This is a genomic window from Rahnella sp. PCH160 (genome assembly GCF_047784855.1).
In the GTDB taxonomy this organism is placed as follows: Bacteria; Pseudomonadota; Gammaproteobacteria; order Enterobacterales; family Enterobacteriaceae; genus Rahnella.
In genome coordinates, this window is the sequence record NZ_JBLOGT010000001.1 from 2,017,864 (window position 1) to 2,044,449 (window position 26,586).

Annotated in this window: 28 protein-coding genes and 1 tRNA gene; 13 read left to right on the forward strand and 16 right to left on the reverse strand. The window is 52.1% G+C overall.

The features are described 5' to 3' along the window. Positions 1–14: 14 nt before the first annotated feature. Entirely contained in the window at positions 15–782 is a 768-nt protein-coding gene (locus ACM5QY_RS09440) for a class II glutamine amidotransferase (protein WP_416120395.1), read from the forward strand. Here ACM5QY_RS09440 and dpaA read toward each other — a convergent pair. After that, positions 753–1,478 (reverse strand): peptidoglycan meso-diaminopimelic acid protein amidase, encoded by a 726-nt coding sequence (gene dpaA, locus ACM5QY_RS09445; protein WP_416120396.1) that lies wholly within the window; start codon positions 1,476–1,478, stop codon positions 753–755. The genes ACM5QY_RS09440 and dpaA overlap by 30 nt on opposite strands. Before the next feature lie 280 nt (positions 1,479–1,758). Here dpaA and dinB point away from each other — a divergent pair, with 280 nt between their 5' ends. Then, positions 1,759–2,817, forward strand: coding sequence for a DNA polymerase IV (dinB, locus tag ACM5QY_RS09450; RefSeq protein ID WP_416120397.1), 1,059 nt, complete (start codon positions 1,759–1,761; stop codon positions 2,815–2,817). A gap of 41 nt (positions 2,818–2,858) precedes the next feature. Here the strand turns inward: dinB and pepD are convergent, their stop codons facing one another. Next, positions 2,859–4,319, reverse strand: coding sequence for a beta-Ala-His dipeptidase (pepD, locus tag ACM5QY_RS09455; protein WP_416120398.1), 1,461 nt, complete (start codon positions 4,317–4,319; stop codon positions 2,859–2,861). Between the two features lie 294 nt (positions 4,320–4,613). Between pepD and gpt the strand changes: the two genes are divergently transcribed. The 6 genes from gpt to ACM5QY_RS09485 all read left to right on the forward strand — a co-directional run bounded on the left by gpt (position 4,614) and on the right by ACM5QY_RS09485 (position 9,737). After that, positions 4,614–5,072 carry a xanthine phosphoribosyltransferase gene (gene gpt, locus ACM5QY_RS09460; RefSeq protein ID WP_013574288.1) on the forward strand — a complete coding sequence of 153 codons (459 nt, stop codon included), beginning with the start codon at positions 4,614–4,616 and terminating at the stop codon, positions 5,070–5,072. 226 nt (positions 5,073–5,298) lie between these two features. Beyond that, positions 5,299–6,549, forward strand: a complete 1,251-nt coding sequence (gene frsA, locus ACM5QY_RS09465) for an esterase FrsA (protein WP_416120399.1) — start codon at positions 5,299–5,301, stop codon at positions 6,547–6,549. A 63-nt stretch (positions 6,550–6,612) separates the two neighbouring features. Further along, positions 6,613–7,014 (forward strand): sigma factor-binding protein Crl, encoded by a 402-nt coding sequence (crl, locus tag ACM5QY_RS09470; RefSeq protein WP_416120400.1) that lies wholly within the window; start codon positions 6,613–6,615, stop codon positions 7,012–7,014. A gap of 122 nt (positions 7,015–7,136) precedes the next feature. Continuing rightward, positions 7,137–8,240 carry a glutamate 5-kinase gene (proB, locus tag ACM5QY_RS09475; RefSeq protein ID WP_416120401.1) on the forward strand — a complete coding sequence of 368 codons (1,104 nt, stop codon included), beginning with the start codon at positions 7,137–7,139 and terminating at the stop codon, positions 8,238–8,240. A 10-nt stretch (positions 8,241–8,250) separates the two neighbouring features. Next, the gene (gene proA, locus ACM5QY_RS09480) at positions 8,251–9,504 is read left to right on the forward strand and encodes a glutamate-5-semialdehyde dehydrogenase (RefSeq protein ID WP_416120402.1); all 1,254 of its coding nucleotides are present in this window, start codon (positions 8,251–8,253) and stop codon (positions 9,502–9,504) included. A 157-nt stretch (positions 9,505–9,661) separates the two neighbouring features. Continuing rightward, positions 9,662–9,737: transfer RNA gene (locus tag ACM5QY_RS09485), tRNA-Thr, on the forward strand. 41 nt (positions 9,738–9,778) lie between these two features. Here the strand turns inward: ACM5QY_RS09485 and ACM5QY_RS09490 are convergent. Continuing rightward, positions 9,779–10,051 carry a helix-turn-helix domain-containing protein gene (locus ACM5QY_RS09490; RefSeq protein ID WP_416120403.1) on the reverse strand — a complete coding sequence of 91 codons (273 nt, stop codon included), beginning with the start codon at positions 10,049–10,051 and terminating at the stop codon, positions 9,779–9,781. Positions 10,052–10,162: 111 nt separating this feature from the next. On the opposite strand from ACM5QY_RS09490, the gene ACM5QY_RS09495 reads away from it, so the two are divergent. Continuing rightward, complete coding sequence (locus tag ACM5QY_RS09495) at positions 10,163–10,435, forward strand: helix-turn-helix domain-containing protein (RefSeq protein ID WP_416120404.1); 273 nt, start codon at positions 10,163–10,165, stop codon at positions 10,433–10,435. 150 nt (positions 10,436–10,585) lie between these two features. On the opposite strand, the gene ACM5QY_RS09500 is transcribed toward ACM5QY_RS09495, so the two are convergent. Further along, positions 10,586–10,849 (reverse strand): type 2 periplasmic-binding domain-containing protein, encoded by a 264-nt coding sequence (locus ACM5QY_RS09500; protein ID WP_416120405.1) that lies wholly within the window; start codon positions 10,847–10,849, stop codon positions 10,586–10,588. A gap of 223 nt (positions 10,850–11,072) precedes the next feature. On the opposite strand from ACM5QY_RS09500, the gene bhsA reads away from it, so the two are divergent. Then, complete coding sequence (gene bhsA, locus ACM5QY_RS09505; protein WP_416120406.1) at positions 11,073–11,330, forward strand: multiple stress resistance protein BhsA; 258 nt, start codon at positions 11,073–11,075, stop codon at positions 11,328–11,330. A 57-nt stretch (positions 11,331–11,387) separates the two neighbouring features. Here the strand turns inward: bhsA and ACM5QY_RS09510 are convergent, their stop codons facing one another. Beyond that, positions 11,388–11,615, reverse strand: a complete 228-nt coding sequence (locus ACM5QY_RS09510) for a hypothetical protein (RefSeq protein ID WP_416120407.1) — start codon at positions 11,613–11,615, stop codon at positions 11,388–11,390. 313 nt (positions 11,616–11,928) lie between these two features. On the opposite strand from ACM5QY_RS09510, the gene ACM5QY_RS09515 reads away from it, so the two are divergent. Continuing rightward, positions 11,929–12,162 carry a putative hemolysin gene (locus tag ACM5QY_RS09515; RefSeq protein WP_195815433.1) on the forward strand — a complete coding sequence of 78 codons (234 nt, stop codon included), beginning with the start codon at positions 11,929–11,931 and terminating at the stop codon, positions 12,160–12,162. Between the two features lie 77 nt (positions 12,163–12,239). Here ACM5QY_RS09515 and ACM5QY_RS09520 read toward each other — a convergent pair whose 3' ends face one another. The 6 genes from ACM5QY_RS09520 to ACM5QY_RS09545 form a co-directional block, all read right to left on the reverse strand. Continuing rightward, complete coding sequence (locus ACM5QY_RS09520) at positions 12,240–13,250, reverse strand: fimbrial protein (RefSeq protein WP_416120408.1); 1,011 nt, start codon at positions 13,248–13,250, stop codon at positions 12,240–12,242. Further along, positions 13,250–13,771 (reverse strand): fimbrial protein, encoded by a 522-nt coding sequence (locus ACM5QY_RS09525; RefSeq protein WP_416120409.1) that lies wholly within the window; start codon positions 13,769–13,771, stop codon positions 13,250–13,252. The genes ACM5QY_RS09520 and ACM5QY_RS09525 overlap by 1 nt, the downstream gene beginning before the upstream one ends. Beyond that, positions 13,762–16,290, reverse strand: a complete 2,529-nt coding sequence (locus ACM5QY_RS09530) for a fimbria/pilus outer membrane usher protein (RefSeq protein ID WP_416120410.1) — start codon at positions 16,288–16,290, stop codon at positions 13,762–13,764. Before ACM5QY_RS09530 ends, ACM5QY_RS09525 begins: the two co-directional genes overlap by 10 nt. Positions 16,291–16,334: 44 nt before the next feature. Beyond that, positions 16,335–17,015 (reverse strand): fimbrial biogenesis chaperone, encoded by a 681-nt coding sequence (locus tag ACM5QY_RS09535; protein ID WP_416120411.1) that lies wholly within the window; start codon positions 17,013–17,015, stop codon positions 16,335–16,337. 68 nt (positions 17,016–17,083) lie between these two features. Then, positions 17,084–17,584 carry a fimbrial protein gene (locus ACM5QY_RS09540; RefSeq protein WP_463366397.1) on the reverse strand — a complete coding sequence of 167 codons (501 nt, stop codon included), beginning with the start codon at positions 17,582–17,584 and terminating at the stop codon, positions 17,084–17,086. Between the two features lie 114 nt (positions 17,585–17,698). Further along, positions 17,699–18,301 carry a helix-turn-helix transcriptional regulator gene (locus tag ACM5QY_RS09545; protein ID WP_416120413.1) on the reverse strand — a complete coding sequence of 201 codons (603 nt, stop codon included), beginning with the start codon at positions 18,299–18,301 and terminating at the stop codon, positions 17,699–17,701. A gap of 1,111 nt (positions 18,302–19,412) precedes the next feature. On the opposite strand from ACM5QY_RS09545, the gene ACM5QY_RS09550 reads away from it, so the two are divergent. Both ACM5QY_RS09550 and ACM5QY_RS09555 read left to right on the forward strand, forming a co-directional pair. After that, entirely contained in the window at positions 19,413–20,297 is an 885-nt protein-coding gene (locus tag ACM5QY_RS09550; protein ID WP_416120414.1) for a transcriptional regulator, read from the forward strand. Further along, the gene (locus ACM5QY_RS09555) at positions 20,298–20,777 is read left to right on the forward strand and encodes a hypothetical protein (protein ID WP_416120415.1); all 480 of its coding nucleotides are present in this window, start codon (positions 20,298–20,300) and stop codon (positions 20,775–20,777) included. It begins immediately after the preceding gene. Between the two features lie 75 nt (positions 20,778–20,852). On the opposite strand, the gene ACM5QY_RS09560 is transcribed toward ACM5QY_RS09555, so the two are convergent. From ACM5QY_RS09560 to ACM5QY_RS09580, 5 genes are all read right to left on the reverse strand, one after another. After that, complete coding sequence (locus ACM5QY_RS09560) at positions 20,853–21,176, reverse strand: colicin V synthesis protein (protein ID WP_416120416.1); 324 nt, start codon at positions 21,174–21,176, stop codon at positions 20,853–20,855. Between the two features lie 143 nt (positions 21,177–21,319). After that, on the reverse strand, positions 21,320–21,754 hold the full coding sequence (locus ACM5QY_RS09565) for a DcrB-related protein (protein WP_416120417.1): 435 nt from the start codon (positions 21,752–21,754) through the stop codon (positions 21,320–21,322). Between the two features lie 36 nt (positions 21,755–21,790). Then, on the reverse strand, positions 21,791–23,953 hold the full coding sequence (locus tag ACM5QY_RS09570) for a peptidase domain-containing ABC transporter (RefSeq protein WP_416120418.1): 2,163 nt from the start codon (positions 23,951–23,953) through the stop codon (positions 21,791–21,793). Positions 23,954–23,978: 25 nt separating this feature from the next. Then, positions 23,979–25,241 carry an HlyD family secretion protein gene (locus ACM5QY_RS09575; protein ID WP_416120419.1) on the reverse strand — a complete coding sequence of 421 codons (1,263 nt, stop codon included), beginning with the start codon at positions 25,239–25,241 and terminating at the stop codon, positions 23,979–23,981. A gap of 14 nt (positions 25,242–25,255) precedes the next feature. Next, positions 25,256–26,575 (reverse strand): TolC family outer membrane protein, encoded by a 1,320-nt coding sequence (locus ACM5QY_RS09580; RefSeq protein WP_416120420.1) that lies wholly within the window; start codon positions 26,573–26,575, stop codon positions 25,256–25,258. Positions 26,576–26,586 lie beyond the last annotated feature (11 nt).

Consider the following 26,586-nt stretch of genomic DNA (forward strand, 5'->3'; position numbering starts at 1 on the left):
AAAGGAGGCGGGAAATGTGCGAATTGCTCGGGATGAGCGCTAACGTGCCAACTGATATTTGTTTCAGTTTCAGCGGATTAGTGCAGCGCGGTGGCGGGACAGGTCCGCATAAAGACGGCTGGGGCATTACCTTTTACGAGGGGAATGGCTGTCGTACTTTTAAAGATCCGATGCCGAGTTTTAATTCGCCTATCGCCCGCCTTGTTCAGGAATACCCGATCAAATCCTGCGCGGTGATTTCCCATATTCGTCAGGCAAACCGTGGCGAAGTGGCGCTGGAAAATACCCATCCGTTTACCCGTGAGCTGTGGGGCCATAACTGGACTTACGCGCACAACGGTCAGCTTCGCGGTTACCGTCAGCTTGATACCGGCACGCTGCGCCCGATCGGCCAGACCGACAGTGAATACGCGTTTTGCTGGTTGCTGCATAAACTCACTCAGCGATATCCGCGCCGTCCTGCAAGCTGGCCGCCCGTGTTTCGGTATATTGCGTCGCTGGCGGATGAGTTACGGCAGAAGGGTGTGTTTAATATGCTGTTGTCGGACGGGCATTTTGTGATGGCCTATTGTTCGACCAATCTGCACTGGATCACGCGGCGTGCGCCTTTCGGAAAGGCAACGTTGTTGGATCAGGATGTGGAAATTGATTTTCAGCAGCAGACGACACCGGATGATGTCGTCACCGTGATTGCCACGCAACCGCTGACGGCAAACGAAACCTGGAACAAAATTGCTCCAGGTGAATTCGCATTATTTCACCGGGGCGAACGCCAGCTGTGAAGGCAGCGGGATGTTTGACAACGGTTGCAGTACTTCATATTGCCCGTTAGTCACCACGACATTTGGTGGCTGATGGTGCTTCTCAAAGTACGCAAATCCCGGCTGTAGCTGACGCCAGAACGTGATGTAGCTTGAGTTTTTGTGCGACTGCATATTAGCATCGGTCATCTTGAACGGATAAATGCTGATCTGCACGTTGCGCTGGCCGAACTGGAAAGCTGCCTGCACGTAGGTGAAAATTTCATCCATATAACCGTCAGTCATCGCGTAGCAACCAATAGATTTGCAGTTGCCGTGGATCATCAGATATTTACCTGAATAGCCCTGTGAGATGTCATACGCGTTCGGGAAACCGATGTTGATGGCGCGATAAAAGCGGCTGTCCGGCTTCAGGTGGTGAATATCCACGTTGTAAAAACCTTCCGGGCTTTTAAAATCCCCTTCACGACGTTTATTTCCTAAACCGCCAGAAAAATCGCAGATGCCGTAGGTGCCGATCAGACGAAATTCGCCGTCGAGCTGTGCATACAATTCGAGTTTACGTTCTTGTTTGAAAATCTGGATATAAACGGGAGCACCTAACAATTGTTTTTTAAGCGCCGCGTTTACCGGGACAGCATCGCTGGCCACGGCGTAATTTGCTGTAAATAAAGGCAAACTGAGGAGCATCGCAAGAAACAGCGCGATTCTGATCATTCTAAGTCCTGCTCGATAATAATTTTGATTATTTTGTCTACAGATGAACTGCCTGTAAGACGCCACTGATTTTCTTCTTATGTACTGCCTGTCTGAAACGTTGCCATATTAATACTGATTATTTTTTTAGCAATCACCAAATATTGAATAATCAGTTTAAGGAATGTAAATACTTTCTGTTGCCATTAATGGTGATTAATTAAGTCAAATTAACCGTCATTTTCTGTGTTTGAAATCTCCCGATTCAACTGTATACTTATACAGTCATCAGGGGAGGGCTATGCGTAAAATCATTCATGTGGATATGGACTGCTTTTTCGCGGCCGTCGAGATGCGCGATGATCCTTCACTGCGCGACATTCCTATCGCCATCGGTGGTAGCCGCGACCGGCGTGGCGTCATCAGCACCGCCAATTACCCCGCACGCAAATTCGGCGTACACAGCGCGATGCCGACCGGAATGGCGCTCAAGCTTTGCCCGCACCTGAAGGTCATTCCCGGCAGAATGGAGGCGTATAAAGAAGCCTCAAATCACATCCGCGAAATCTTTGCGCGTTATACGCCATTGATCGAACCGTTGTCACTCGACGAAGCTTATCTGGATGTTTCAGACTCGACGCAGTGCAACGGTTCGGCGACGCTGATTGCCGCTGAAATCCGTCAGGCGATTTTTGACGAAATCAATCTGACGGCCTCGGCGGGCATTGCGCCCATCAAATTTCTGGCGAAAATTGCCTCCGACCTGAATAAACCCAACGGCCAGTTTGTGATTACGCCAGACAACGTTGAGGCCTTTTTACAGGATCTGCCGCTGAGTAAAATTCCCGGCGTCGGCAAAGTCACTGCCCAGCGTTTGCAGGAACAGGGCCTGATAACCTGTGGCGATGTTCAGCATTATGATTTAGCGAAGTTGCTCAAGCGCTTTGGTAAATTTGGCCGCGTGCTGTGGGAGCGTTGTCAGGGCATCGACGAGCGTGAAATTTCGGCTGAGCGGCTGCGGAAATCCGTCGGCGTTGAACGCACGCTGGCGGAAGACATTCACAGTTGGGAAGAGTGCGTGGCGCTGATCGAGCGTTTGTATCCTGAATTGCATACGCGTCTGAGCCGGGTCAGCCCGGATTTACGCATCGCAAGGCAGGGCGTGAAACTCAAATTCCATGATTTCCAGCAGACCACTCAGGAACACATCTGGCCGGTGCTCAATAAAGAAGATTTACTGAAAGTCGCGCGTGAAGCCTGGGAACAGCGGCGCGGCGGGCGAGGTGTGCGTCTGGTCGGGTTGCATGTCACGTTGCAGGATCCGCAGATAGAGCGGCAGTTGTTACTGCCGTGGGAGTGACTGTAGCTCCTCCCTCTTCGCTGGGGGAGGAGCTAAAACAATTACTTACGTTCAGGAATCGCTTTCAGCAGTGCTGTCAGCAGTTTCCAGTACAGCTCAACGCTGGCGATTTCAACCTGCTCATCCGGCGAGTGTGGCCCGGTGATGGTTGGCCCGATGGAAACCATGTCCATGTCCGGGTACGGTTTTTTGAACAGACCGCATTCCAGACCGGCGTGGATCACCATGATGTTCGGGGTTTTGCTGAACAGCGTTTCGTACGTTTCACGAACCAGTGTCATCACCGCAGAGCTTGGTTCAGGTTTCCAGCCAGGGTAGCTGCCTTTTGCCAGGCTTTTCGCACCCGCCAGTTCACCCAGCGAATTCAGCATACTGACGACGTATTCTTTGCCACTGTCGATAAGAGAACGGATCAGGCTGTTGATCGCCACTTCATCATCTTTCATGGTAACAACGCCAACGTTCAGGGAGGTTTCCACCACGCCTTTCACGTCATCACTCATGCGGATCACGCCGTTTGGTGTGGCGTTCAGCAGTGCAATGAATTTGCCCTGACTGTCTTTGCTCAGCGCTTTCGCCGTACTTTCTGCCGCTTCAACGACGAAAGCGATTTTCTTCTCAACCGCAGACAGTTCGAACTGAATCGTTGCCAGGAATTCCTGTGCAGCGGTTCTCAGTGCGTCCGCTTTATCGGCTGAGATCGCCAGCGTCGCGATAGCTTCGCGAGGAATAGCGTTACGCAGCGTGCCGCCGGTGAAGTCCAGCAGACGCAGACCGAGTGTGTCAGCGTGTTCAGACAGGAAACGCGCCAGCAGTTTGCTTGCGTTGCCCAGACCAAGGTGGATATCAGCGCCGGAGTGGCCGCCTTTCAGGCCTTTCAGCGTCAGTTTCAGCGTGGTGAAACCGGCCGGAACCGCTTCGCGGCTCAGTGGCAGCGTGGCGGTAAAATCAATCCCGCCGGCGCAACCCATGTAGATTTCGCCTTCGGTTTCAGAATCGGTGTTGATCAGAATCTCAGACTGTAACCAGTCCGGTTGCAGGCCAAATGCGCCCGCCATGCCGGTTTCTTCGGTCATGGTCAGCAGAACTTCCAGCGGGCCGTGTTCTACACTGTCATCAGCCAGAACCGCCAGTGCAGAAGCCAGGCCGATACCGTTGTCAGCGCCCAGCGTGGTGCCGCGGGCTTTTACCCAACCGTCTTCGATAAACGGCTGAATCGGATCTTTAGTGAAATCGTGTACAGTATCGTTGTTTTTCTGCGGCACCATATCGAGGTGCGCCTGCAGGGCAACGGCTTTGCGGTTTTCCATGCCTTGGGTGGCCGGTTTGCGCAGCAAAATGTTGCCAACTTCATCACGCTCAGCGTGGATGCCCTTTTCCTGAGCCCATTCAACGATGTGTTTTGCCAGCGCTTCTTCATGGTAAGAAGGGTGCGGAATTGAACATACTTTGGCAAAAATATCCCACAACGGTTGAGGCGAAAGCTGAGACAGTTCAGACACTATAAGTCTCCTGTAACAGTCAGCTCATTCAGGCTCCATTTGCAGGGGAACTGACTGAGATGCTGTAGGTTTAAGGTTAAGTTATCCCCGCCAGACTGTGTGGCGAGTGGCCTGACAGAATATCACTTAATCTTAACCTGTGCGCGGGCGCGGGGAGAAAATACGGGTTTTTTGCGGGCTGGCGGTACTATAACCGCTGGTTTTTGTAGGCTGGACTCACTATAATCCTGCGCAACCTTTTTTCCCCTCGAATACATTTTTAGAAGCCGTCAATTCACTGGCTGGGATACCTTTATGAGCGAAAAATACGTTGTAACCTGGGACATGCTGCAAATCCACGCCCGCACGATGGCTAAACGCCTGCTGCCGGCAGAACAATGGAAAGGCATTATTGCCGTCAGCCGTGGCGGTCTTGTTCCTGCAGCGTTGCTGGCTCGCGAACTGTGCATCCGTCATGTGGATACCGTGTGTATCTCCAGCTACGACCATGACAACCAGCGCGAAATGCAAGTGCTGAAACGCGCAGAAGGCGACGGTGAAGGTTTCATCGTCATCGACGATCTGGTCGATACCGGCGGCACCGCCAAAGCGATCCGCGAAATGTATCCGAAAGCGCATTTCATCACGATCTTCGCCAAACCTGCCGGTGCGCCGCTGGTTGACGATTATGTGATCGATATCCCGCAGAACACCTGGATCGAACAGCCGTGGGATATGGGCGTGGTGTTTGTCCCGCCATTGGTTGGCAAATAAATCCTCGTCATCCTTCGCGCCGCCTTGATACAGCACGAATGATTTAGAGGATGCAGTGACTTTCTTTTAACGCCTGGCTCATTGCCGGGCGTTTTGCTTTTGTTGACTTGAAATCCTTTCCGCTTGACCTCACTCCTGTCTTGTCGCAACGTGGGCGGGTTATAATCCCTGCCTGAAATGTTCGCCTGCGGGCGGAAAGCTGCTTGCTAACGGAGGATCTCGCATCATGGCTCCAGCCAATCTCACGGAAAAACTGTTCAAACCGTCATTCAAATATCCGGAAACCTCGACACTGGTTCATCGCGTTCATCATCACAATACGCACCCGCCGATGCACTCAGCGCTGGAAGGTGACACGGTGAATTGCTGGTACCGGACAATCAACCGTCTGATGTGGCTGTGGCGTGGCGTTGATCCACTGGAAGTGGAAGAAGTGCTGTCGCGGATTGCCGTTTCCAAAGCTGAGCACAGCGACCCGTTATTGCTCGATACCGTCATTGGCTATCGCAACGGTAACTGGATTTATGAATGGTCTAATCAGGCGATGGTCTGGCAACAAAAAGCGGTGGAAGAGCAAGACGCCAACCTCGCCAGTGAATACTGGCTGAACGCCGCGAACCTTTACAGCATTGCCGGTTATCCGCATCTGAAAGGCGACACGCTGGCCGAACAGGCGGAAGTGCTGGCCAATAAAGCGTTTGAGAAATCCTCCGAACATTCGCCGTATCAGCTGAAAGAGCTGGAATTCAAAATCCCGGGCGGCGCGCCGATCACCGGTTTCCTGCATCTGCCTAACGAAGGCAAAGCGCCGTTCCCGACGGTCATGGTGTGTGGCGGTCTGGACACCTTACAGAGTGACCATCAGCGCCTGTTCCGGTCTTATCTCGCGCCGATGGGCATTGCGATGCTGACCATCGACATGCCGTCGATCGGTTTTTCCTCAAAATGGAAACTGACGCAGGACACCAGCTTCCTGCATCAGCAGGTTCTCATGCAGCTTTCTGATGTGCCGTGGGTGGATGCGAGTCGCGTCAGCCTGCTGGGTTACCGCTTTGGGGCGAACGTCGCCGTGCGGCTGGCGTATCTTGAACCGCGCCGCGTGCGGGCTGTGGCGACGCTGGGCGCACTGGTGCATACGCTGCTGAGCGACCCGAAATGTCAGGAACAGGTGCCGGATATGTACATGGATGTGCTGGCGAGCCGCATCGGAATGTCAACGTCGTCCGATTCCGCGCTGAAAACCGAACTTAATCGATATTCTCTGAAAACGCAGGGGTTGTTAGGGCGCAGAACACCGACGCCAATGCTGGCCGCCTACTGGGAAAGCGATATCTTCAGCCCGAAGACCGAAGCCAGACTGATTGCGGATTCTTCCGCCGATGGCAAGCTTTTAGCCATCAAAAGTGAACCGCTTTATCAGCACTTTGACAGCGCGTTACAAGAAATTTGCGGCTGGCTGGAAAAGCATATGCGTTAACTTAATGGTTGCTAATTCTTTGCGGTTTGCTAAAAAGGATCGTCTTTCTATGGAGGTTGTACTATGACGTTACCAAGTGGTCATCCTAAAAGCAGGCTAATGAAACGTTTCGGTACACTGGGGCCGTACATTAGAGAAGGGAAATGCGAGAACGACCGCTTTTTCTTTGACTGCTTAGCGGTGTGTGTGAACGTGAAGCCTGCGCCAGAAAAGCGTGAGTTCTGGGGCTGGTGGATTGAGTTGCAGGCCGAAGCCGAACGTTTTACCTATGTTTATCAGTTCGGTTTGTTCGATAAAGACGGGATCTGGAAAGCGCAAAACATTAAAGATGTTGAAGTGCGTGAGAAGCTTGAGACGACCCTGAAAGGGTTCCACAAAAAACTCAACACCATGATCGAAGAGATGTCGCTCAAACTGGAACCTGCTGATGATTTCAGCGAGGAACCGGTGAAGCTCTCCGCCTGACTTTCTGTACTACCCATTCCCATACTGAATGCTGCTATTATAGCGTTATGCCGGTTGGCATAACGCTTCTCCCTGATACAAAGACAAAGAAGCATTTCTTATTCACCTTAATGGAAAGACTAATGAGTGGCAGTCAGACACTGGTTGTAAAACTGGGCACCAGCGTGCTCACTGGCGGTTCACGCCGCCTCAACCGCGCTCACATTGTTGAGCTTGTCCGCCAGTGCGCGCAACAACATGCGGCAGGGCACCGGATTGTGATTGTCACGTCGGGCGCGATTGCCGCCGGACGTGAACATCTTGGCTACCCCGAACTCCCCGCCACCATTGCTTCCAAACAGCTGCTGGCTGCCGTCGGGCAAAGCCGTTTAATTCAGCTCTGGGAGCAATTGTTTTCGATTTACGGCATCCACATTGGTCAGATGTTGCTGACCCGTGCCGATATGGAAGATCGCGAGCGTTTTCTGAATGCCCGTGACACGATGCACGCGTTGCTCGATAACCATATCGTGCCGGTGATCAACGAGAACGATGCCGTCGCTACCGCAGAGATTAAAGTCGGCGATAACGACAATCTCTCGGCGCTGGCCGCGATTCTGGCCGGAGCTGATAAACTTCTGCTGCTGACCGATCAGAGTGGCCTGTTTACTGCCGATCCGCGTACCAATCCTGAAGCCGAACTCATCCGTGAAGTCATGACTATCGATGATGAACTGCGTGGGGTAGCGGGCGACAGCGTTTCCGGCCTCGGAACCGGCGGGATGGCGACTAAACTGCAAGCCGCAGATGTCGCGTGCCGTGCGGGTGTCGATACAATTATTGCCGCTGGCAATCTGCCGGGCGTGATTGGCGATGTGATTAACGGTGTTTCTGTCGGCACGCGTTTCCATGCAATGGAAACCCCGCTGGAGAACCGTAAACGCTGGATCTTCGGCGCACCGCCAGCCGGTGAAATCACCATCGACGACGGCGCGGTTTCCGCCATGATGGAGCGTGGCAGTTCTCTGCTGCCAAAAGGGATCCGCGAAGTGAAAGGCGATTTCTCGCGTGGCGAAGTGATCCGTATCCGCAACCTGAACGGGCGCGACCTCGCGCACGGCGTCAGCCGCTATAACAGCGATGCGATGCGCATGATTGCCGGTCATCACTCTCAGCAGATCAGCGATATTCTCGGTTACGAATACGGCCCGGTTGCCGTTCACCGTGACGACATGATTGTCAGTTAAGGAGTTACACATGCTTAACGAGATGGGCAAGGCCGCGAAAGCCGCGTCCTGGCAGCTCTCCACCCTCAGCACCGCGCAGAAAAACCGTGCGCTGATGCTGATGGCTGACATGCTCGAGGCCAACAGCCAGAGCATTATCCTCGCCAACGAAATGGACATGGCCGCTGCACGCGAAAGCGGCATGAGCGAAGCGTTACTTGACCGTCTGCTGCTGACGCCCGCGCGCTTATCCGCCATCGCCAGCGACGTGCGCGATGTCTGCCGCCTGAGCGATCCGGTCGGGCAGGTGATTGATGGTTCTCAGCAGGACAGCGGTTTGCGTCTCGAACGCCGCCGTGTACCGCTGGGCGTGATTGGCGTGATTTATGAAGCGCGCCCGAACGTCACCATCGACGTCGCCAGCCTGTGCCTGAAAACGGGCAACGCGGTTATCCTGCGCGGCGGGAAAGAAACGCATCACACCAATCAGGCGACGGTCAAAGTGATCCAGCTGGCGCTGGAAGAATGTGGCCTGCCAAAAGCCGCCGTTCAGGCCATCGACAGCCCGGATCGCGCGCTGGTGGCGGAACTGCTGCGTCTGGATAAATACGTCGACATGCTCATCCCACGCGGTGGCGCGGCGCTGCACAAACTGTGCCGCGAACAGTCCACCATTCCGGTGATCACCGGCGGTATCGGCGTGTGTCATACGTTTGTGGATGAAAGTGTGGATTTCGACAAAGCACTGACCGTGATTGAAAGCTCGAAAGTGCAGCGTCCGAGCGCCTGTAACAGCCTCGAAACCGTGCTGGTTCATCAGGCAATTGCAGAACGTTTTCTGCCGGAACTCAGTGGCCGTATGTACCGCGCGGGCGTAACGTTACACGCCAGTGAATCTGCCATGCCGCATCTGCAAAATGGCCCGGCGAAAGTGCTGGCTGTGACCGAAGAGGATTATCAGGACGAATGGTTGTCGCTGGATCTGAACGTCACCGTGGTCGCCGATCTGGACACCGCCGTGGCGCATATCCGCACCTACGGCACCGAACATTCCGACGCGATCCTCACCCGTTCCATCAGCTCCGCCGACCGTTTCGTGCGTGAGGTCGATTCCTCGGCGGTCTACGTCAACGCCAGCACCCGTTTCACCGACGGTGGCCAATTCGGTTTAGGCGCAGAAGTGGCGGTCAGCACCCAAAAACTGCACGCCCGCGGCCCGATGGGATTAGAAGCCCTGACGACCTATAAATGGATTGGTTATGGCGACGATTTAGTGCGTCCGTGACCCTTTTTCTACCGGTTTCAAGCCTATGAAACCGGTAGAAATTTCCTAAACTGTGCCATTTGATGAGAAAAGCAGCAAACGCACTTTCAGGGGCTTGACGGCAGCGTCAGATTTCACTAATTTAGCACCCCGTAGTTCCCCGGTAACACTTCAAAAAGCCGACTTAGCTCAGTAGGTAGAGCAACTGACTTGTAATCAGTAGGTCACCAGTTCGATTCCGGTAGTCGGCACCATTTTTCAGTATCCAATCCCAGAAATATCAAAACGTTATTCTTCAAGAAAAATCGACCCCACTTACTTGCCTGATTTTCCTGCTGATTTGTTTACCCGTTCTTACATCAAAATATCTGCTCGGCCAGATCTCTTTCGCTTCAACACCAATGGCTTGCGCGATAATCATTTCCCCTTTTGGCCACGGTCTGGACAATGCATTTGAGAGCGTGGATGAACTTAATCCGGCTTCTCTGGAAACTGCCGCCATTGTTGTCCCTTTCTTTTTTATCGCCGCGAGGATGTCAGCGCTGTGCCAATCATTTGAACTTGCCATGTAAGACCTCCAGATAATGTTACTTACTAAGTTATCCTTAGTATGTGCGGTGCTTAAAAATAACACAATAGAAAACTAAGAATAACTTAGTTAAAGGTTAGCTCCGACATTATGTTGATCAAAAGACTCAAGGAAGCGCGTCTGCGCGCGGGACTTTCTCAGTACAAACTTGGTGTACTCGCGGGGCTGGATGAAGCTTCTTCGAGTGCCCGAATGAATCAATATGAGAAGGGCAAGCATCAGCCCGATCAGGATACGGTGAGTCGAATCGCCAAAGTACTGGATGTACCGGTGGCCTATTTTTATGCAGAAGAAGACGAGCTGGCCGCGCTGATTATTGAATTTCATGAAAGTAAAAATGCGTCTAATACTGTTCAATCTTAGGAATCACTCATCCTGAGCCAGAAACTTTTAGCTTTTGACCGGTCATTTACAGAAAGAAAGATTTCAGCGCTTTCATGTCAGTCGGGCAGGGCATATTTAGGCGGCGGATAGAAACCGCTGCCGTTTTTCATTCCCGTCACTCAATTCCCCCTAAACCGTCAGCTCCCTCGCATAACGAATAAAATCAGCCAGAGCTTTGTTTTTCTGGTGTCGCTGCCAGCTCAGGGTAAGGGTGAATGTTGCGCATGAGTCGGTCAGGAAGCAGTAGTTTACATCGGGGATCATCACAGAACTCTGCGTTTCGGGCAACGGCGTTACGCCCATTCCGATTGATACCAACCCGATAGCCACTGACACATCCCGCGTGAGCTGAATCTTCTGGGGGACAAATCCGGCTTTCAGGCAGGTTTTCATCGCGGACCCGCTTCTACCATCTTCCTGCCTGTTTCTCCCTTTCTGCTTGTTTCAGTACAGGATCGCACATTTAGTTAACGATCGATAAATAAATGTCTTGCACAAAGTCTCCGCAGCCCTTAGTATTTACTTATCGAACGTTAATTAATAAGTAACGTTGACCTGAAACCGGGTTTCCTGAAGAAGGCATCCCAAACCAAATTAACGAACAGGAATTAACATCATGAAAACCATCGCAATGACTATCGCTGCTCTGACTATCGCTACCGCTTCATTCTCTACTCTGGCTGCAACAGAAGTTCAGTCCGCACCTGCCGGTCAGCAGAGTCTGGGTGTGGTCAGCGCATCAACTTACGGTTCACTGCCTGGCCTGCAATCACAACTGAATGCCAAAGCTGAACAGGCCGGTGCAAGTTCATACCGCATCATCGGTGCTTCCGGTAATAACCAGATGCACGGTACAGCAGAACTGTACAAATAAGATGTCACAGTTGTATGCAGAAGAGGCGGCGTTTGCCGCCTTTTTCGTGTCTGCGGTTTAGTGGTATTTGTGGAAATAGTTATTGCGGATTTTGCTGTTAATAAAGCCATGAAGGCCGCTCCCTGCTTTCGCCATCGTTTTCATGCGGTCCACATCTGCCAGACCAGGGCGAATGGAGTTATAGATGTAATGCCAGCCATCTTTAAACTTAACTGTAATGGAATCTTCCGATGTGATGAAAGCGACGACACCCGAATTACCTCCCCGATTTTGGTACCTTTCCATCCCCACCTCCTTGCCAGTCACAGTCGATTTAAGCCAGATCGATTTAAGTAAAAATTATCATAGCCACGAATTTTTCGTGGTTATGTGATCTGCCCTGCTTTTTTTAATGTGTCGAGTCTTTACGGGGAAGAACGCCTTTATCTTTCGGCAACAACCTGCCGCTCACCAGCATCAGCGATAAGCCTGGTCAATGTGTTCGCCGTTATTCCGAAAGCAGGGAAAAGAGCGCATTTTAGGAAACTGTGAGTAGAAAACCCAAAGCGTAGGAGAATAGAATCTCTGCGTTGTATTACTCTTTCCACGAAGGCTCAGAATGAAAAAACTCCTGTTCATCATCATGGTTGCAGCCCTGTCAGGCTGTGTGAATCATCACCACGAACCGCAAAGACGTCAGACCGGAATGGCGAATCCGGCGGCGGTTTATTGCCATGAAAGAGGTGGCAGATCGGTGAATATTGAAACACAGCAGGGCGTCAGGACGGATTGCGTCTTCCCTGACGGCAGACACATCGACGAATGGGAGTTATACCGTCACGATCACCGCTAGGGCCGGATTTTTAGCGGCGCGAAAGGCTTTCCCCGAAAGAGGAAAGCCTTTTTTATGGATGTATTGTAAGCGCTCACTTACTGATAGGAAAACGTGATCCCGGCCAGTGCGTTGGCGGTGCCCGGAACGACATCCCCCATGCGGATATACCGCGCCTGAAAGGGCAGCGACAGCGTCTGCGCCGTAGTTGTGGTCTGAATAAAGAACTGGTTCAGCGTGCCGGATGCCGAACTGTCCTGACCGAGCACAATCACGCTACCGTTATACAGAAACTGCACGCCAATCCCGGAAGCGGTGGAATCGGCAGTCAGCGATACCGCTGAAGAAAAATTCGCCGGGTGCGTCTGATCGCTGACCGTCGCGTTAACGGAAACCTGCTGGTCACACGACAGCGAAATGTTAAAACTGCCCGACGGCGATGTGCTGCCCACCGTGGGCAGGGAGCGAACGTCTACCGCACCCAGATCGACATTGGCAGTTTTTGTCAGCACGGTGCAGCCGGTGGCGCTGACCGTAATTGTCGTCGGGTTGATGATCACTTTTGCCGTGACGGTTTCGTTATTTTTGACCGTCAGCAGCGCCGCATTCAGGGTTTGTGTGGTGTAAACGCCGGTCGCCAGCGTCTGGCTAGTTTTTACAAACGTCACTTTGGCCGACCAGCCTAACTTCGTGGCATAACCACTGGTTCCCGTCGCCGGGTAAGTCTGCGTCTGCGCGCTTTGCAATGGCATGTAAGTGGTGCCGTTGTAATCTTTCAGGCCCAGAATAAAGCCCACGCCCTGCACGCCGGTTTCGAAAACGGTGTAGTTTGCGCCATCGACCGTCACGGTCATTCCGGTGGAAATCATGCCGCTGCCGGGTTCCATCGTGCCGGTCTGGCAGGTCCACACCAGACCGCACCAGACCACTTCTTCGACGCTGGCCGTCGCGCTCCAGGTCGAGCCGATAATTTTACCCGGAGCGACGGAATCTGCCGGGCCGGAGAAGCTCATCGGTTGTGGCGAAAGCGTGATATCAGATGTCCAGCTTGCTGCCCACGCGCTGGCGGCAGAACAAATCCATAGAAGAGAAATCAGAAATAAACGCATTATTGGTACTCCATTACCCAGGTTGCCACGGCCGATACGCTGCCGGGATTGACGGTTTCCCCGTTTGCCGCCAGACGCGCGAAAAACGTCATCTGCACCGTCTCCGCGCCCGCGCTGCCGTAGGCTTCGGTAGATGTGCCCAGCGGAATGGCGGTGCTGCGGTTATCCAGCAACTGCACGGCCACGCCGGTCGCGCCGTTGTCTTCGGTTTTCAAAAGCTCCGGATTATTAGCATCCGGCGTGCCGGTAAACGAGATTTTGACGCCCGAGAACGTCGGGCCGCAGTCTTCCAGATTGATGGAAAACGGTGTTTTGACGTTGCTGACCGCGCCGTTCTCCCCGAACTGGCGCGTCGCAACGGTGCCCAGCGGCACCTTAATTTCCTTCGAATCCGCCGACACCGTACAGGTGTTACCGTAAATCGAACCGGTCACGGAGACCAGCACGTCATAGGCGCGAACCGGCATCGAAATCAGCCCGATCAGTGCGGCGAATCCGGCGAAACGTAAAATTACTGGCATATCACCTCCTGTGAATAAAGGCCTGTCCGGGCGTTGTAGTCGTGCTTATTCAGCTGATATTTCGCCGTGCAGGCTTTGCCGTTGCCGGTTCCCCAGACGGCTCTGAGCGAGCCGCTTTCCGGCAAGCCGGACAAATACAGGCTGCCGTTATCGCCGACAATACTGCTGCTGTCGTTTTTGGCATCCATCAGCGAAACCACGGTACCGAAAGGCAGAACGCCGTTTTTATTGCGGATCACAAACATGGCCTTTAACCCGACACGGGTCGGAATGGTCGCCCGGACCAGCGCGCCGTCGGTCGGCGTGGCGTTCACCACGGCGTTATCCAGTTCGACGTCATTGCCCGTCGTCGTCACATCCAGCTCCACGCGGTTGACGCGGTAAGGTGTGGCGTAAGGGATGACCGCATAACCACGGCTGTCGGTTTTAATGCCTTTATGGTTGCGGATCTCGACATTCGCCGCGCCGGGCGCTTTCACCAAAATATTGGTGTTGCCCAGTGGCTGGCTTAACGTCAGCCCGTTTTCATGTAATACCGCGCCGCCGCTCATGCCGTAGCTGAGATTGCGCGAGTTGCCGGAGTAGCTGTAACCGAGGTTATAGTCGCCCCTTTGCCCCTGATATTGCAGCGCGGTATCGCCGCCGTACTGCTGCTGTTTGCTGTAACGCTGGTTCACGCTGTAATACAAATTGTCTTTGCCGGGCACATAACCGCTCAGGCCGACGCTGTGGGACGCGCCGCCGGAGTCAGACTGCGTGGCGTTGTAGCGCGCCCGCGTCGACAGCGCCGGATTGCCCAGCGGCACCGACAATGACAGCGACACAATGTTGTCTTTCTGATTGTCGTACAGGCTGGTGCTGCGCTGGAAATTCACCCCGACCGAGACGTTTTTAAACGTATTGTTCCAGGAGAACTGGATACCCTGCGTCGATTTCGGCGTGTTCCAGTACGTCTGCTGATCCCACGACAGCGAAACGGATCCCAGATTTTCCATCGGTTGCGACAGCATCAGCTGATTTTTGGATTTACGCGACATCCTCAGGTCGTACACGTTTTCGTAGCTGGTAGTGATCGTGCCGTCGCTTTCCGTAACCTGCGTGGACTTCCCGCCGGTCATGCCTTTATAGGTGGTATCGCTGAGGGTATAAAACCCCTCGGTGGAGAAGCGCCATGAGTAGAAATTCAGACGCGTGCCGACGTCATTGATCAGCTTGCTGTAACGCAGGCGCACGGAATCACCGTTGTAACTGTTGCCGTCGGCCAGCGTACTGCGTGCGTGGATGAGATCCACCGAGTACGCACCAAAACTCCCCATGTTTTGCCCGACGCCCAGCGCCACCCCGGTGTAATCCTGCGATAGCTGCGTGCCGCCGTAGAACGTCAGGCCATACTTCCAGCCCCAGAACATTTCGCCCTGCATAAACGCCGGCGATTCCTGCGTGGACGTCGGGCGGAATTTCCCGGCACCCAGCGAATATTTAAACTGACCGGCGCGCACCAGATTTGGGACGCTGGCAAACGGCACGGAATACTGCGTTTTGCTGCCGTCATTTTCGGTGATGGTCACCGACAGGTCGCCGCCGGAAGATGTCGGGTATAAATCTTTCAAAACAAACTCACCGGCAGAAACCGACGTCTGATAAATAATGTTGCCGTTCTGGCGCACCGTCACCGTCGCATTGCTGCGCGCAATCCCGCGGATTTCCGGCGCGTAACCGCTCAGGCTGGCGGGCAGCATATTGTCGTCGGTGCTCAGGGCCACACCGCGCAGGCTGACGGAATCAAAGATCTGCGCCGACGTGTAGGTTTCACCGGCATAAAACTGTGCGCGCAGGGCGGGCAGATCGCGTTGCAGAAAGGTTTGCACGTGCGTCAGTTCGTTGTTTTCTTTGGTCCAGGTGGTGAAATCACGCAAACGCCACGCGCCCAGATTGACGCCGCTGTTCAGGCTGGCAAACAGCTGCTCGCGGTCGGCGCTGCTTTCGCCCTGATACTGGTTATTGGACCCGTTGACGACGTAGTTAAACCAGGCCGACGTAATGCCCGATTCCCAGCTTTGCGGGCTGACATAGCCGCGCGGCAAATTCAGCATGAAACGCTGCGGCACCGAGATATTGACGGTCAGCGTTTTCTGGTCGAAATCAATCTGCGTTCCCGGAAAATAATGATTCAGAAACACACATTTCTGCGTCAGCGGCATGGCGCCGCCCTGAGCCTGCGCGGCATCAATGCCCGTCGCGGTGACTTGTTCGGGCGTCAGGCACGGCGCTGGCGCGGAATTCTCTTTATCGATATTAAAAGTAATATTACCGGTGAATGCATATTCGTTATTAACGTAAACATTAATATTGTATTCACCCGGAGGTAATTCTCCTCCTGCATTTACCCAGGAAAGATCGGCAATATTGGATCCTTCACCATTAAGAAATGCCGGATTAAATTGCAAATCGTTTTCTGCGCACGCGGCACTTCCCATCAGGTTTAAAGAAACCAGGGCACAAACGATTTTAACCTTCACAATATTACGCCTTACGTTATCTTATACAGGACTGTTACAGCCGTTTACTTCACCAGCGGATACGTCATCGCCGGTGTCCAGGCTCCGAAATCATTGATGGTCTGGTAGCTGAACTCACGGGCGCTGGCGAAAGATTCTTCCAGCGTGACGCTGCCTTTTGGCGGGATCATCACCGGCTTCACGATTTTACCGTCCACTTTTAGATTCACGGTGGTGAGGTAATAAGGCGTCGGGTTCTTCAGCTGAATTTTTCCCTGACGGAATTCCCCCCGGACGCGTTTCCAGGCTTCATTCACATTTTCATTCAGCCCGTCAGGGCGATAAAACACTTTAATCCGGTTGGCGGAAGCAAACTGCAAAGTATTGCCGGCAGTCTGTTTTGTATCCTGCGGAATGGCTTTTACGGTTAACCAGTAAAGCGTTTCACGGTCTTTCGGCAATGGTTTTCCGTTAAAGATGACTTTCACCACGCTTTCCGTTGACGCTTTTAAAACATATAACGGAGGCGTGATAACAAAATCATTGGTGCGGTTGCCGGATTCATTTTCAACCCATGACTGAATAAGAAACGGCGAATCTTTGCTGGTATTTCTGACATCCAGTGAGGATTGTTTGGCGGTGGCGGAATACACCATCCGCGTTGCGCCTAATCCTACGCCACCGGCATAAACGGCTGACGACGTGAATGCAGCGGCCAGTACGACATAAGAAGCTAACTTGTGCATAGCAATTCCCTTTTGCGGTGAATCAGGTCCGGCCATCCGGCCGGACCGCGGTAATGACAAATTAAAGATTACAGATAGGACAGGGTGTAAGTCGCGACGGCGCTTGCGTCACCGGCGGTTGCTGTCCCTTTCGGCGAATAGTATTTCGCGCTGAAGTTCAGGGTGTTTTCGCCGTTACGCAGGGCCGTTGCGCTGGACGCCTCACCCAGGTTTACCACGGTGCCTTTTTCGTCATAAAGACGGATGGCCACGTTTTGCGCCGTACCGGTGCCGCCGTTAGAACCTGCCGCCAGGCTGGTGCTGTCGGTGGCGTCAGCGGTACCTGTAAAGGTCACGGCCGCCGTTTTAGAAACGGTGCTGTCACAGTCTTCCAGCACGATAGAGAAGCTTTTTGACGTGCTGGCTTCGCTGCCCGCTGTCGCCAGAGACGCGGTACGCACCTGACCCATATCCACATCAATGTTGGCGCTGTTGCTGCCCAGCGCACAGGCGGCGGTGACAACACTGCCGCTGAAGTTCACGGTGCCGCCGTCGACAACAACCGGAACAGGCGTTTCATCTACTGCCATTGCCTGACCGGCGAAAACCAGCGTTGCGGCGATTAATGATTTAGTAAACTGTGATTTCATCTTTAAATTTCCATTTTTAAATGATTGCTATGTATTGCTCTTAATACGGCAGAGTTAACTGGTTAAAAAAATCAGCAGATCTGTCTTATTCCTGAGCCCGAGTTTTCTTGTCGCCGAGCTTTTTAATGCACTGACCCGGCGATAAGAGAGTTTTTCCGTTGCCGCGATGCGGCGTAAATCCTGCCCGTTTCTTAATTCTTTCAAGACTTTCCACTCAATGGGCGTCAGGGATAACGCAGCAGGTTTAGACCTTGGGCGATAACGTGAATCGACCAATTTCATAATGTTTGCATGCCAGTTATACATGGGCTCTTTCAGTGAAATAAACGCATCGACATCGCCGCGTACCCATAACAATGAACTGGTATGTACCGAATACATGCAAATAACCATATGCGGATGATTAAGTTTGATTTTATTAATAAATTTGAGCGTGTCGAAGCCAGCGTTACATTTTTCAGGTTCCGAGAGAAATACGAGATCTATTCGTGTTTTTTCTAAAACCATATCAAGAACATGATAATCACGAACAGAGGCTTTTATCCTTAATTTAGAACCCATGATCTGCATCAGTGACGCTATTCCCTGCCGGGCATAGTGATCGTCTCCCATTAATGCAATATCCGTGATTCCCCCGGGTTCAAATATGCTTTCCATAATATCCCCTCGATTGGTAATGCTAATGTAATATCTTTTAATAACCGGTCAACAATATGATTTATCTGGCTGAAAATAGGGTTTATTCACTTATGATAGATGATTTTTCGGAATGATCTTCTGAAGAAATCTCACCTTTTGTTAATTTTCAGATTCTCTGACTCAGCGAAAAACGTGAAGTTGCAGCCAAAAACAGTATTCCGTGCTGAAATTGTTCAGAGTTATCCGTGGAAAAATCTTAATAATAACGGATGAATAAAAAGTCTCCCTGTTTTGAGGTATTCCGTGTTAATGCAGGCTGCGCCTGTGAAATGCTCTCGTTCTTATAATTTCTTTCCCTTTCCGGCATGAGAATAATCATACAGAACAATCTTAAGTGTACTGTGCAGTTTATTAATGATTTGTAAAAATCGGAGAGCACTTTGTCAGATAATCCACCACTTCACTGACTAAACCCCACAAATTGCACGATATTTCTGCGTTTTCCGCCGGGAGTGAACAAGCGGTATGGCGACGGTTTCAGGCGCTGAGCCCGCGTTATAACTGGGTTCTTCGGTTTGCCGGTCGAATTGATCGCATAACAGGTCGGACATGCGCGTCTGCTGTATTCAATGGTGCGTAATGTCAGGGTTTGTAAATGTCAAGATATCAGGTTCAGGGTGTTTTCCATGCACAGAGAGGGCACGTCAGATGTTAAGTTTTCGCTTTCTTCTTTATCTTTCAATATAAAAATCACCCCACATCAAACGACGGGATAATAGACGTTATTAAATAATAAAGGTTAACTTCATAAAAGATCACATCTTATGGATAAGCGTATGTGCCTGAATACGTCAATATGGCGCCTCCTGTAATGAAAATGTCGCAGAGGAACAGATTAATTTCTCTTAATCAGGTTAAGGTGGGATTGGAATGGATGCCATAAAAAATGAGATAAATCGCCAGTAACGACGATATACATTATTTATTTTATGCGTCACATTAAGTCTGAGTGAGTTCTTCTCATTTCTGCTTATCAGGCTTAACGGTTATTTAAGGGACAAGGCGTTTATACGCTGGCGATTTACCCATGGAGCACACATGAAGCATCTACGGAGCTTTACCCACACGTATGCATAATCATTACATTATTAACGGGGTTGTTGAATTTCACCCTGCCACCAGTACGTTGCGTGATCTTAACGATCCTGACCATGTTGTCGTATTAAATTCACCGGCGGGGCGTTGTTTGCTATTGCTGATAGAAAGAACCGGAACCATTGTCACCCAGCACGAATTTCTGGATATCGTTTGGGCACAGCGTGGAATGCTGGTGTCTTCCAATACCTTCTACCAGAACATTTCTATTCTGCGCAAAGGATTGAAAAAGATTGGCCTGCCCGATGACCCGGTGGTGACCATCCCGCGTATCGGCTTAACGCTGGCCAGCGGCACGCACATTAAAAAACTGACCACGGATCAGCAGGTGGAAGTTAGCCATGAAAATGCCCACTTTATCGATGAACATTCCCTGACGCAGGAACTGAAAACCCTTCAGCCGCCGGAAGACGTCCCTGAGGAAGATGTGCCGGAACCTGCGACAGAGACGCCAGCCGAAGGATCGCCAGAATCACCCGCCACAGAACCCAAACCGGTCAGGCGGTGTACGCGTCGCCAGTGGCTTACCGGCAGCGCCAGCGCGTTGGTCGTACTGATGTTACTGGGCGCAGCCGTTCTGGCTTTGCGCAGCAATGACGAAAGCCATTTTTTTTCGCACTATCACTTTTTGAAAACCACGCAGGGTTGCCACATTTTTCTGTCGGACGGCATCATTTCGCCGGAATCCCGTGCGAATGCGCTCGAGCGCAGCAAACAGATTGCCGACGGCTGCAAAAGCTATCCCTGGCTTTACGTCACCCATTTACCGCTACTGCCGAGAACGTCGGTGATCCGTTGCGATAAACCGATGAGTGAACCGAATACCTGTATTTCTGATTATTTCTTTGAGGATAAGTAAATGAAGCTTACCCGGAAAGCCAAAATCCTGCTCCCCGTCGCGGGGGCAGGAATTGTGGCGGCGCTTATTTATTCTTTCTGGCACAGCAGCACGCTGGATAATTTTTCCTGTGCCGCCAGTTTGTCTCAGCATTATACCCATGACAATGTGGATGTTTCCCTGAGCTATACCGTTCGCGGGACGTCCGGGCTTATCAGCATTAACGGGCGTTCACAAGTTCACCCCGAGAAAGTGTTCAACCGTAAGATATCCTTTACTATGCACAAAGAAGGGGATGTCTATTTTATGACGTCGAAAAGCAATCTTAAGTTTCCGGATGATAATGTGGATGATACCTGGCTAGGCATTCATGAACCTGATTTCTTTGTGTATCCGGAAAAGAGTATTTATATGCGCATTGATCAGCAGGAGAATAACAGCTATCTGTTTATGATTGATACCATTCCGACATACGTGTGTAAAAGTATTGAAGAAGAGTAAGTCCGGGGATAAGAAAAGAAAAAGGTGCAGAATAATTTGCACCTTTTTCTTTTATACATGAGGCTCGTCAGGTTATTACGCGGTTTGCGTGAATAAACCGCTGCTCACGTTGCTGACCCACTGGGTAACCAGAGAGGTTACAGCGTCAGGATCGTTCCAGCCCACAATTGCGCCGGCAACAGCACCAAAAGCGATGCCGAACAGGCCGCCAACAATCATCCCTACGCCCTGACCGATTGTGCCCACACCCAGAACGCCGCCGCCGTCACCGCCGTGCATGCCGCCGATAATTGCGCCAGCAGAACCTGCACCCGCTGCGCCTAAAATAGCGCTGGTCAGAGCGCTAAAGAAACCTGCACCAGAAACTGCTTCCACTTCCATTACGCTTAATTCACGCATTTATTTCTTCCTTTTAATTTAAATAAAATGTTTTACAAAATCGTGTGAAGATTACTGTAAGCTACGAAAGAGAAGAGATGTTCTACTCTCTTTCGATGGGGGAATTCTGCATTTTATAACGTGTGAAATATATAGAATTACTTCTATTTTTCCGTCGATAATACAAAGTGTTTTACACAGTGGCGTAAACGGCAGATTTCATTATTCATACTTTCTTCGTCGGGATATACAGAAGTGAAATTAATGATTTTATTTTCATTAAGACAAGATGCAAATGTGACCTGCCAGACTTTCTGCCCGTTGCCGGTAATAAAGGTGAAAATAACCTGAATAGTATCGGCAAATAAATCGCCTTCATTCAATTCATCCATTTTCACAAAGCTAAACTGGTTAAAAATCTTTTGCGCACTATCGAGCTGCGAAGACATATGTGATGCCAGCGTATGGCCCGGCATCAGCTTATCGCGGTTAATATTGATCTGCTGCCCCTGACGGAAAGAGACGATATTAATCGACTGCGTGCGGATTTCTTCTTCAAAATCAAGGGTGCCTTCCAGGCAGATTAAGCGGTTATTCATGTTTTCTCCTGATAGATTACGAGGGACTTTGGGCGCTTAGCCAGCCTCAAGTACCGGTTGTGATGCGTTGACCAGCCGGATGAAGTCTGGTTTTGGCACTTCCGTTACACCGTTGCGGTTTATCTGGAGAATGCGGTCAGCGCTTAAAATGGTTTCCGGGCGGTGAGCGATGATAATGCGCGTCATCGCCATGTGTTTGACGGAGGCGTTAATGGCGCTTTCCCTCGCCACATCGAGATGACTGGTGGCTTCGTCGAGGATCAGAATGCGCGGTTTTCGGTACAGCGCCCGCGCCAGAATGACCCGCTGAACCTGTCCGCCCGACAGCGACGATCCCATGTCGCCGACCATACTGTTGTAGCCCATCGGCATTGCCATAATGTCTTCGTGGATCTGCGCGATACGTGCCACTTTCTCGACATGCTGACGGTCCAGGCTGGCATCAAAGAAGCTGATGTTGTCCATGATGGATCCGGCAAACAAAATATCGCTTTGCATCACACTGCCGATAAGGTCACGGTAATGCGTCATGCCCAGTTTTGCGTGATCGACGCCGTTGATGCAGATGCTGCCGCTCACCGGTTTCAGTAACCCGAGCAACAGCTTTGCCAGCGTGGTTTTGCCCTGTCCGGACGGGCCGATAATGGCGATGGATTCACCCGCTTCAATGGCCAGATTAAAGCCGGTGAAAATTTCGGCGTCCGTGGCGGAATAGCGGAACGAAAGCTGACGGATATCCAGACGCACCGGGCCTTCCTGTTCGGCCAGCGCGATGTTGCTTTCCATGTTTTGTTCTTTTTCCGTCAGCACGATGTCCGAGATACGTTCACCGTGTAAGCGCAGCATTTTGAATTCAATCAGCGCGTTGATAAGCCCGGCCGAACGGGAAATAAACTGGTCGGAAAACGAAATAAAGGCCACCAGCATCCCGCTGGTAAAATTGCCGTCCAGCACCTGTCCGGCAGCCAGCCAGATCAGGACAATCTTGCCGACGCCGGAAATCGTGCCCTGCAACGTGCTGAATCCGATAGACAGTTTTTGTGTCGTAATGCCTTTATTCGTGGATTCCACGGTTTCATTGGTAAAGGTCGAGACGCGCAGATCCTGCTTGTTATTAAGCTTGATCGCCTGCACGCCGCGAATGGATTCCAGCAGTTGTGATTGTGCCTGCGCCGACGCCAGCAGCTGATCTTCGTTCGCCCGCCGGAACGGCTCAAACGAGATCCAGCGGATCAGCGCGTAAAGCAGGAACAGGCCGATAACCACAAACGTCAGATTGGCGTTGTAAGTAAAAATCACCCCCAGCGTGACCAGTGCCATCACGCCATCGAAGATCGACGAGATAAAGCGTCCGGTCAGCGTGCTCTGAATATTGGCAATCGAACCGAATCGCGAAAGGATGTCGCCGACGTGGCGCTCCTCAAAATAGTTCAGCGGCAGGCCGAGAAGATGGGCGCACAAATTACTGGACCATTGCACGCTCAGCATGCTGGAAAACCAGGTCGTCACCCAGCTTCGCAGGGCGCTGATCAGATTCTGGAACAACGTGATGCTGATGAACGCCACGCCCAGCAGCGTCAGTAAATCGCGATCGGCGGAGACTAAAACCTGGTCGATCACCCACTGCATGTAGAACGGCGAAATGATGCCGAAAAACTCCAGCGCCAGAGACAGCAGCGCCACCTGCGTAAACGCGGATCCGATGCCCGACACATTGCGGATCAGATTGAGCATCGAGATCGACTTTTTCTCGTTTTTTTGCTCAAACGTTGCCGCCGGATAGAGCTCCAGCGCCACGCCGGTGAAAGAGCGCGACACTTCATCCATCGTCACTGTCCGTACGCCGCGCGCGGGGTCGTGAACGGTGATGCTGTTTTTCGTGATGCTTTTAAGCACCACGAAATGGTTCATGTCCCAGTGCAGGACGCACGGCAGATTGAGTTTATCCAGCTCGTCCAGCTCCAGACGTACGGCACGGCAGCCCATCCCCAGTTTTTGGGCAAAGGACATCACATCGGTCAGCGTGCTGCCTTTTTGTGATGACGGAAAACGGTGGCGCAGAGACACCATATCGATATGGTGGCCGTAAAAACCGGCAATCATGCCGACGCACGTCAGCCCGCATTCCGCGGCCTGTGTCTGGCGTAAAACCGGCAACTTGTGACGGAACGACAAATTAAGTTTGTGAAAAAGATCCATGCTCAACCCGGTTAACTATTTGAAATTACAGAGAGGTCATCTTGCCCAGCGCGTTAAGCGGCTCAAGTACCCATTCGTAGATGCGGCGTTTATCAACGATAAAGTCGGCGTCCAGCCCGCTGCCGGCGCGCAGGCTCACCTGCTTGCCGTAGGCCTGCACCGACTGATGGTCGATGGCGACTTTGACCTGATAAAGGGATTCCTGAACCTGAGAATCGCCGGTAATGCTGGAGACTTCCTGCGGTGACAGCGCCGATTTGGAAATTTCAGTCACCGTGCCGTATTGCTGGCCGAATTTCTGCCAGGGGAAGGATTCGTAACGCAACACTACGCGCTGGCCGGGATGGATAAACCCGATCGCGCGACTGCTGAGCATGATCCTGGCCTGTAAGCGGGCGTTGTCCGGCAGGATCATCGCGACCGTTTGCCCGGTGCTGACGATCTGCCCCGGCTTAACCAGCACGGCGCTGACCGTGCCTTTTTCCGGTGCGCGTAAATCAATGGACCGGCGCGATTCGTTTTCCATCATCGACTGCGTGATATCGGATAATTTTTGCTGAAGGTCATTCTTCTGCTGGTAATAGGTGAGAGGTTGCTCACGTAGTTGCTGGCGCGTCTGTGCAAGTTGCTGCCTGACGTCGATGCGCTGGCGGGCCACGTCCTGTAAGCGCACGCTGGCATCCAGCAGATCATTTTGCTGCTGCTCCACCTGCGTATTGGAGGCATAACCTTCCGCGCGCATGGCGGTCGTTTTATCCACCTGCTTTTTGCTCAGCGCAATTTGCTGCGTGCGCTGGCGATAGATGGTGTCCAGCTCGGCAGACTGTTGTTCCAGCAGGTTGCTTTTCTCCTGCAATGACCGGAGTGTTTCAGCATTCAGTTGCTCAAGATTGATCAGCTGATTGTTTAAACCCTGCTGCTGGAGATCGAGCTGGCTGGCGATCGCTTCACGCGTCTGGCCATAGCGGCCGGTGGAGATTTCCGACGAAATGGTGGCGATCTGATCGCCTTTTTTCAGGTTATCGCCTTCGCGCACGGGCAGGGCCATCACCGTTCCGGCGGCCATCGCCGTCATGGTCATCATGCCGCTTTCCGGCGTCAGGATGCCTTTTGCGGTTTCGCGCTTGGTGTAGCTGCCAAAAATACAAAAACCAATTAAAACCATCACCAGCGCGCAGACGATGGCAATAATCAGCCAGCGGAACGGCGGGCAATACAGTGCCACTGCGCCCAGCACTTTGGTTTTTTTGGCGTCCAGCGATTCTTTTCTAAATAAGTCGTTATTCATGCTCAAATCTCCGGCTATGCCGCGCCACAGTTGAAAATTTGCACCGCGGCATAATCGAGCGCGCCGGTTGCGGATTTTAATTTCACGATCGACTGGATCAGGCTGTTCTGTGCCTGAGCCAGATCCTGAATTGCCTGGTAATAATCTTTCTCGGCATTGAACTCGTCGATCAGCGTGCGTTGCCCGATTTCCCGACCGTAGCGCGTGGACGTCAGGCGCTTTTCCGCAGAACTGATGGCCCGCTCATACGCCTTAATCCGTGACTGATCGTTTTTCACGCCGGATGCTGCCTGAATCGCCTGCTGTTCAGCTTTTCGACGGGCATCAATCAGCAAATCTTTGCTCTGTTCGTAACGGTGAGCGGCTTCGAGACTTTGTGAAATGTGGCTGCCGCCGGCAAACAGCGGGATAGACACGTTGACGCCGTAGGTGGTGTTGTCGGTTTTCGCCGTGGTGCCGAACAGGTCATCCAGCACATTGCTGTTTTCTGCACGGCTCCAGTTTTTGCCATAACCGGCCTGAAACGTGACGACGGGCAGATGGTTGGAGGTGGCCGTTATGATGTCGGCTTCCGTGCCTTTTTGGGTCTGTATCGCGGAAAGCACATCCAGATTATCGGCGGTTGCGAGACGTTTTAGCTGTTCAGGGTTGATGTCTTGGGTATAACGCACGCAGCTCAGACTCTGGTCGGAAATCCCTTGCGCGTCGAGCCCCGTCATCTGGCGAAACGCCACGTAGGCATCATTAAGGCTGTTCTCTGCCGCCAGCTCATCGGCTACCGCTTTGTCATAGTTGGCCTGCGCTTCGACTTCGTCCAGCCGGGTGCCGTCGCCCACTTCCAGCGCTTTTTGTGACTGTTTCAGCTTGGCGTTAAACGCCGCGAGGATCCGCTGATTGGTTTCGAGCACACTGCGCTGATAGACCACGCCGTAAAATGCCGAGACCACATCGCTGATCAGCTTTTGCTGAGCGATGAGGTAATGCACGTCGGCCAGATCGCTGATCACCACGCTTTTGCGCCAGGTGGCATATTTTGATACGTCAAAGATCGGCTGCGTTACATTAAAACTGTAATTATGACGGGTGACGCCGGCAGAATAAGCCGCATCGGGCTGATCGGTTTTATTCCACGCGCCGTTAAGGGAGACGACAGGTAATAACCCGGCAAATCCCTGATATTTTTTCTGACTATCCGCGTCGTGCTCGCTGCGTGCAGCATTAATTTCAGCGTTGTAGGTATTGGCTGCAATAAGGGCTTCCTGAAGCGATAATGCCCAGGCATTTCCGGTCAGCAATATTCCCCCGGTGAGCGGGATAAGCATTTTTTTAAACATGAAATTCCACG

What these genes read in the sequence shown, in the direction of transcription:
- ACM5QY_RS09510 (WP_416120407.1), bottom strand. Translation starts at nt 11,615, where the DNA reads ATGGAAAGGTACCAAAATCGGGGAGGTAATTCGGGTGTCGTCGCTTTC.
- ACM5QY_RS09440 (WP_416120395.1), top strand. Translation starts at nt 15, where the DNA reads ATGTGCGAATTGCTCGGGATGAGCGCTAACGTGCCAACTGATATTTGT.
- ACM5QY_RS09540 (WP_463366397.1), bottom strand. Translation starts at nt 17,584, where the DNA reads ATGGCAGTAGATGAAACGCCTGTTCCGGTTGTTGTCGACGGCGGCACC.
- ACM5QY_RS09560 (WP_416120416.1), bottom strand. Translation starts at nt 21,176, where the DNA reads ATGCGTGAATTAAGCGTAATGGAAGTGGAAGCAGTTTCTGGTGCAGGT.
- ACM5QY_RS09495 (WP_416120404.1), top strand. Translation starts at nt 10,163, where the DNA reads ATGTTGATCAAAAGACTCAAGGAAGCGCGTCTGCGCGCGGGACTTTCT.
- ACM5QY_RS09535 (WP_416120411.1), bottom strand. Translation starts at nt 17,015, where the DNA reads ATGCACAAGTTAGCTTCTTATGTCGTACTGGCCGCTGCATTCACGTCG.
- ACM5QY_RS09575 (WP_416120419.1), bottom strand. Translation starts at nt 25,241, where the DNA reads ATGAATAACGACTTATTTAGAAAAGAATCGCTGGACGCCAAAAAAACC.
- gpt (WP_013574288.1), top strand. Translation starts at nt 4,614, where the DNA reads ATGAGCGAAAAATACGTTGTAACCTGGGACATGCTGCAAATCCACGCC.
- frsA (WP_416120399.1), top strand. Translation starts at nt 5,299, where the DNA reads ATGGCTCCAGCCAATCTCACGGAAAAACTGTTCAAACCGTCATTCAAA.
- ACM5QY_RS09580 (WP_416120420.1), bottom strand. Translation starts at nt 26,575, where the DNA reads ATGTTTAAAAAAATGCTTATCCCGCTCACCGGGGGAATATTGCTGACC.
- ACM5QY_RS09565 (WP_416120417.1), bottom strand. Translation starts at nt 21,754, where the DNA reads ATGAATAACCGCTTAATCTGCCTGGAAGGCACCCTTGATTTTGAAGAA.
- proA (WP_416120402.1), top strand. Translation starts at nt 8,251, where the DNA reads ATGCTTAACGAGATGGGCAAGGCCGCGAAAGCCGCGTCCTGGCAGCTC.
- ACM5QY_RS09545 (WP_416120413.1), bottom strand. Translation starts at nt 18,301, where the DNA reads ATGGAAAGCATATTTGAACCCGGGGGAATCACGGATATTGCATTAATG.
- dpaA (WP_416120396.1), bottom strand. Translation starts at nt 1,478, where the DNA reads ATGATCAGAATCGCGCTGTTTCTTGCGATGCTCCTCAGTTTGCCTTTA.
- ACM5QY_RS09525 (WP_416120409.1), bottom strand. Translation starts at nt 13,771, where the DNA reads ATGCCAGTAATTTTACGTTTCGCCGGATTCGCCGCACTGATCGGGCTG.
- ACM5QY_RS09555 (WP_416120415.1), top strand. Translation starts at nt 20,298, where the DNA reads ATGAAGCTTACCCGGAAAGCCAAAATCCTGCTCCCCGTCGCGGGGGCA.
- ACM5QY_RS09520 (WP_416120408.1), bottom strand. Translation starts at nt 13,250, where the DNA reads ATGCGTTTATTTCTGATTTCTCTTCTATGGATTTGTTCTGCCGCCAGC.
- crl (WP_416120400.1), top strand. Translation starts at nt 6,613, where the DNA reads ATGACGTTACCAAGTGGTCATCCTAAAAGCAGGCTAATGAAACGTTTC.
- proB (WP_416120401.1), top strand. Translation starts at nt 7,137, where the DNA reads ATGAGTGGCAGTCAGACACTGGTTGTAAAACTGGGCACCAGCGTGCTC.
- ACM5QY_RS09500 (WP_416120405.1), bottom strand. Translation starts at nt 10,849, where the DNA reads ATGAAAACCTGCCTGAAAGCCGGATTTGTCCCCCAGAAGATTCAGCTC.
- ACM5QY_RS09515 (WP_195815433.1), top strand. Translation starts at nt 11,929, where the DNA reads ATGAAAAAACTCCTGTTCATCATCATGGTTGCAGCCCTGTCAGGCTGT.
- dinB (WP_416120397.1), top strand. Translation starts at nt 1,759, where the DNA reads ATGCGTAAAATCATTCATGTGGATATGGACTGCTTTTTCGCGGCCGTC.
- ACM5QY_RS09570 (WP_416120418.1), bottom strand. Translation starts at nt 23,953, where the DNA reads ATGGATCTTTTTCACAAACTTAATTTGTCGTTCCGTCACAAGTTGCCG.
- ACM5QY_RS09550 (WP_416120414.1), top strand. Translation starts at nt 19,413, where the DNA reads ATGCATAATCATTACATTATTAACGGGGTTGTTGAATTTCACCCTGCC.
- ACM5QY_RS09490 (WP_416120403.1), bottom strand. Translation starts at nt 10,051, where the DNA reads ATGGCAAGTTCAAATGATTGGCACAGCGCTGACATCCTCGCGGCGATA.
- bhsA (WP_416120406.1), top strand. Translation starts at nt 11,073, where the DNA reads ATGAAAACCATCGCAATGACTATCGCTGCTCTGACTATCGCTACCGCT.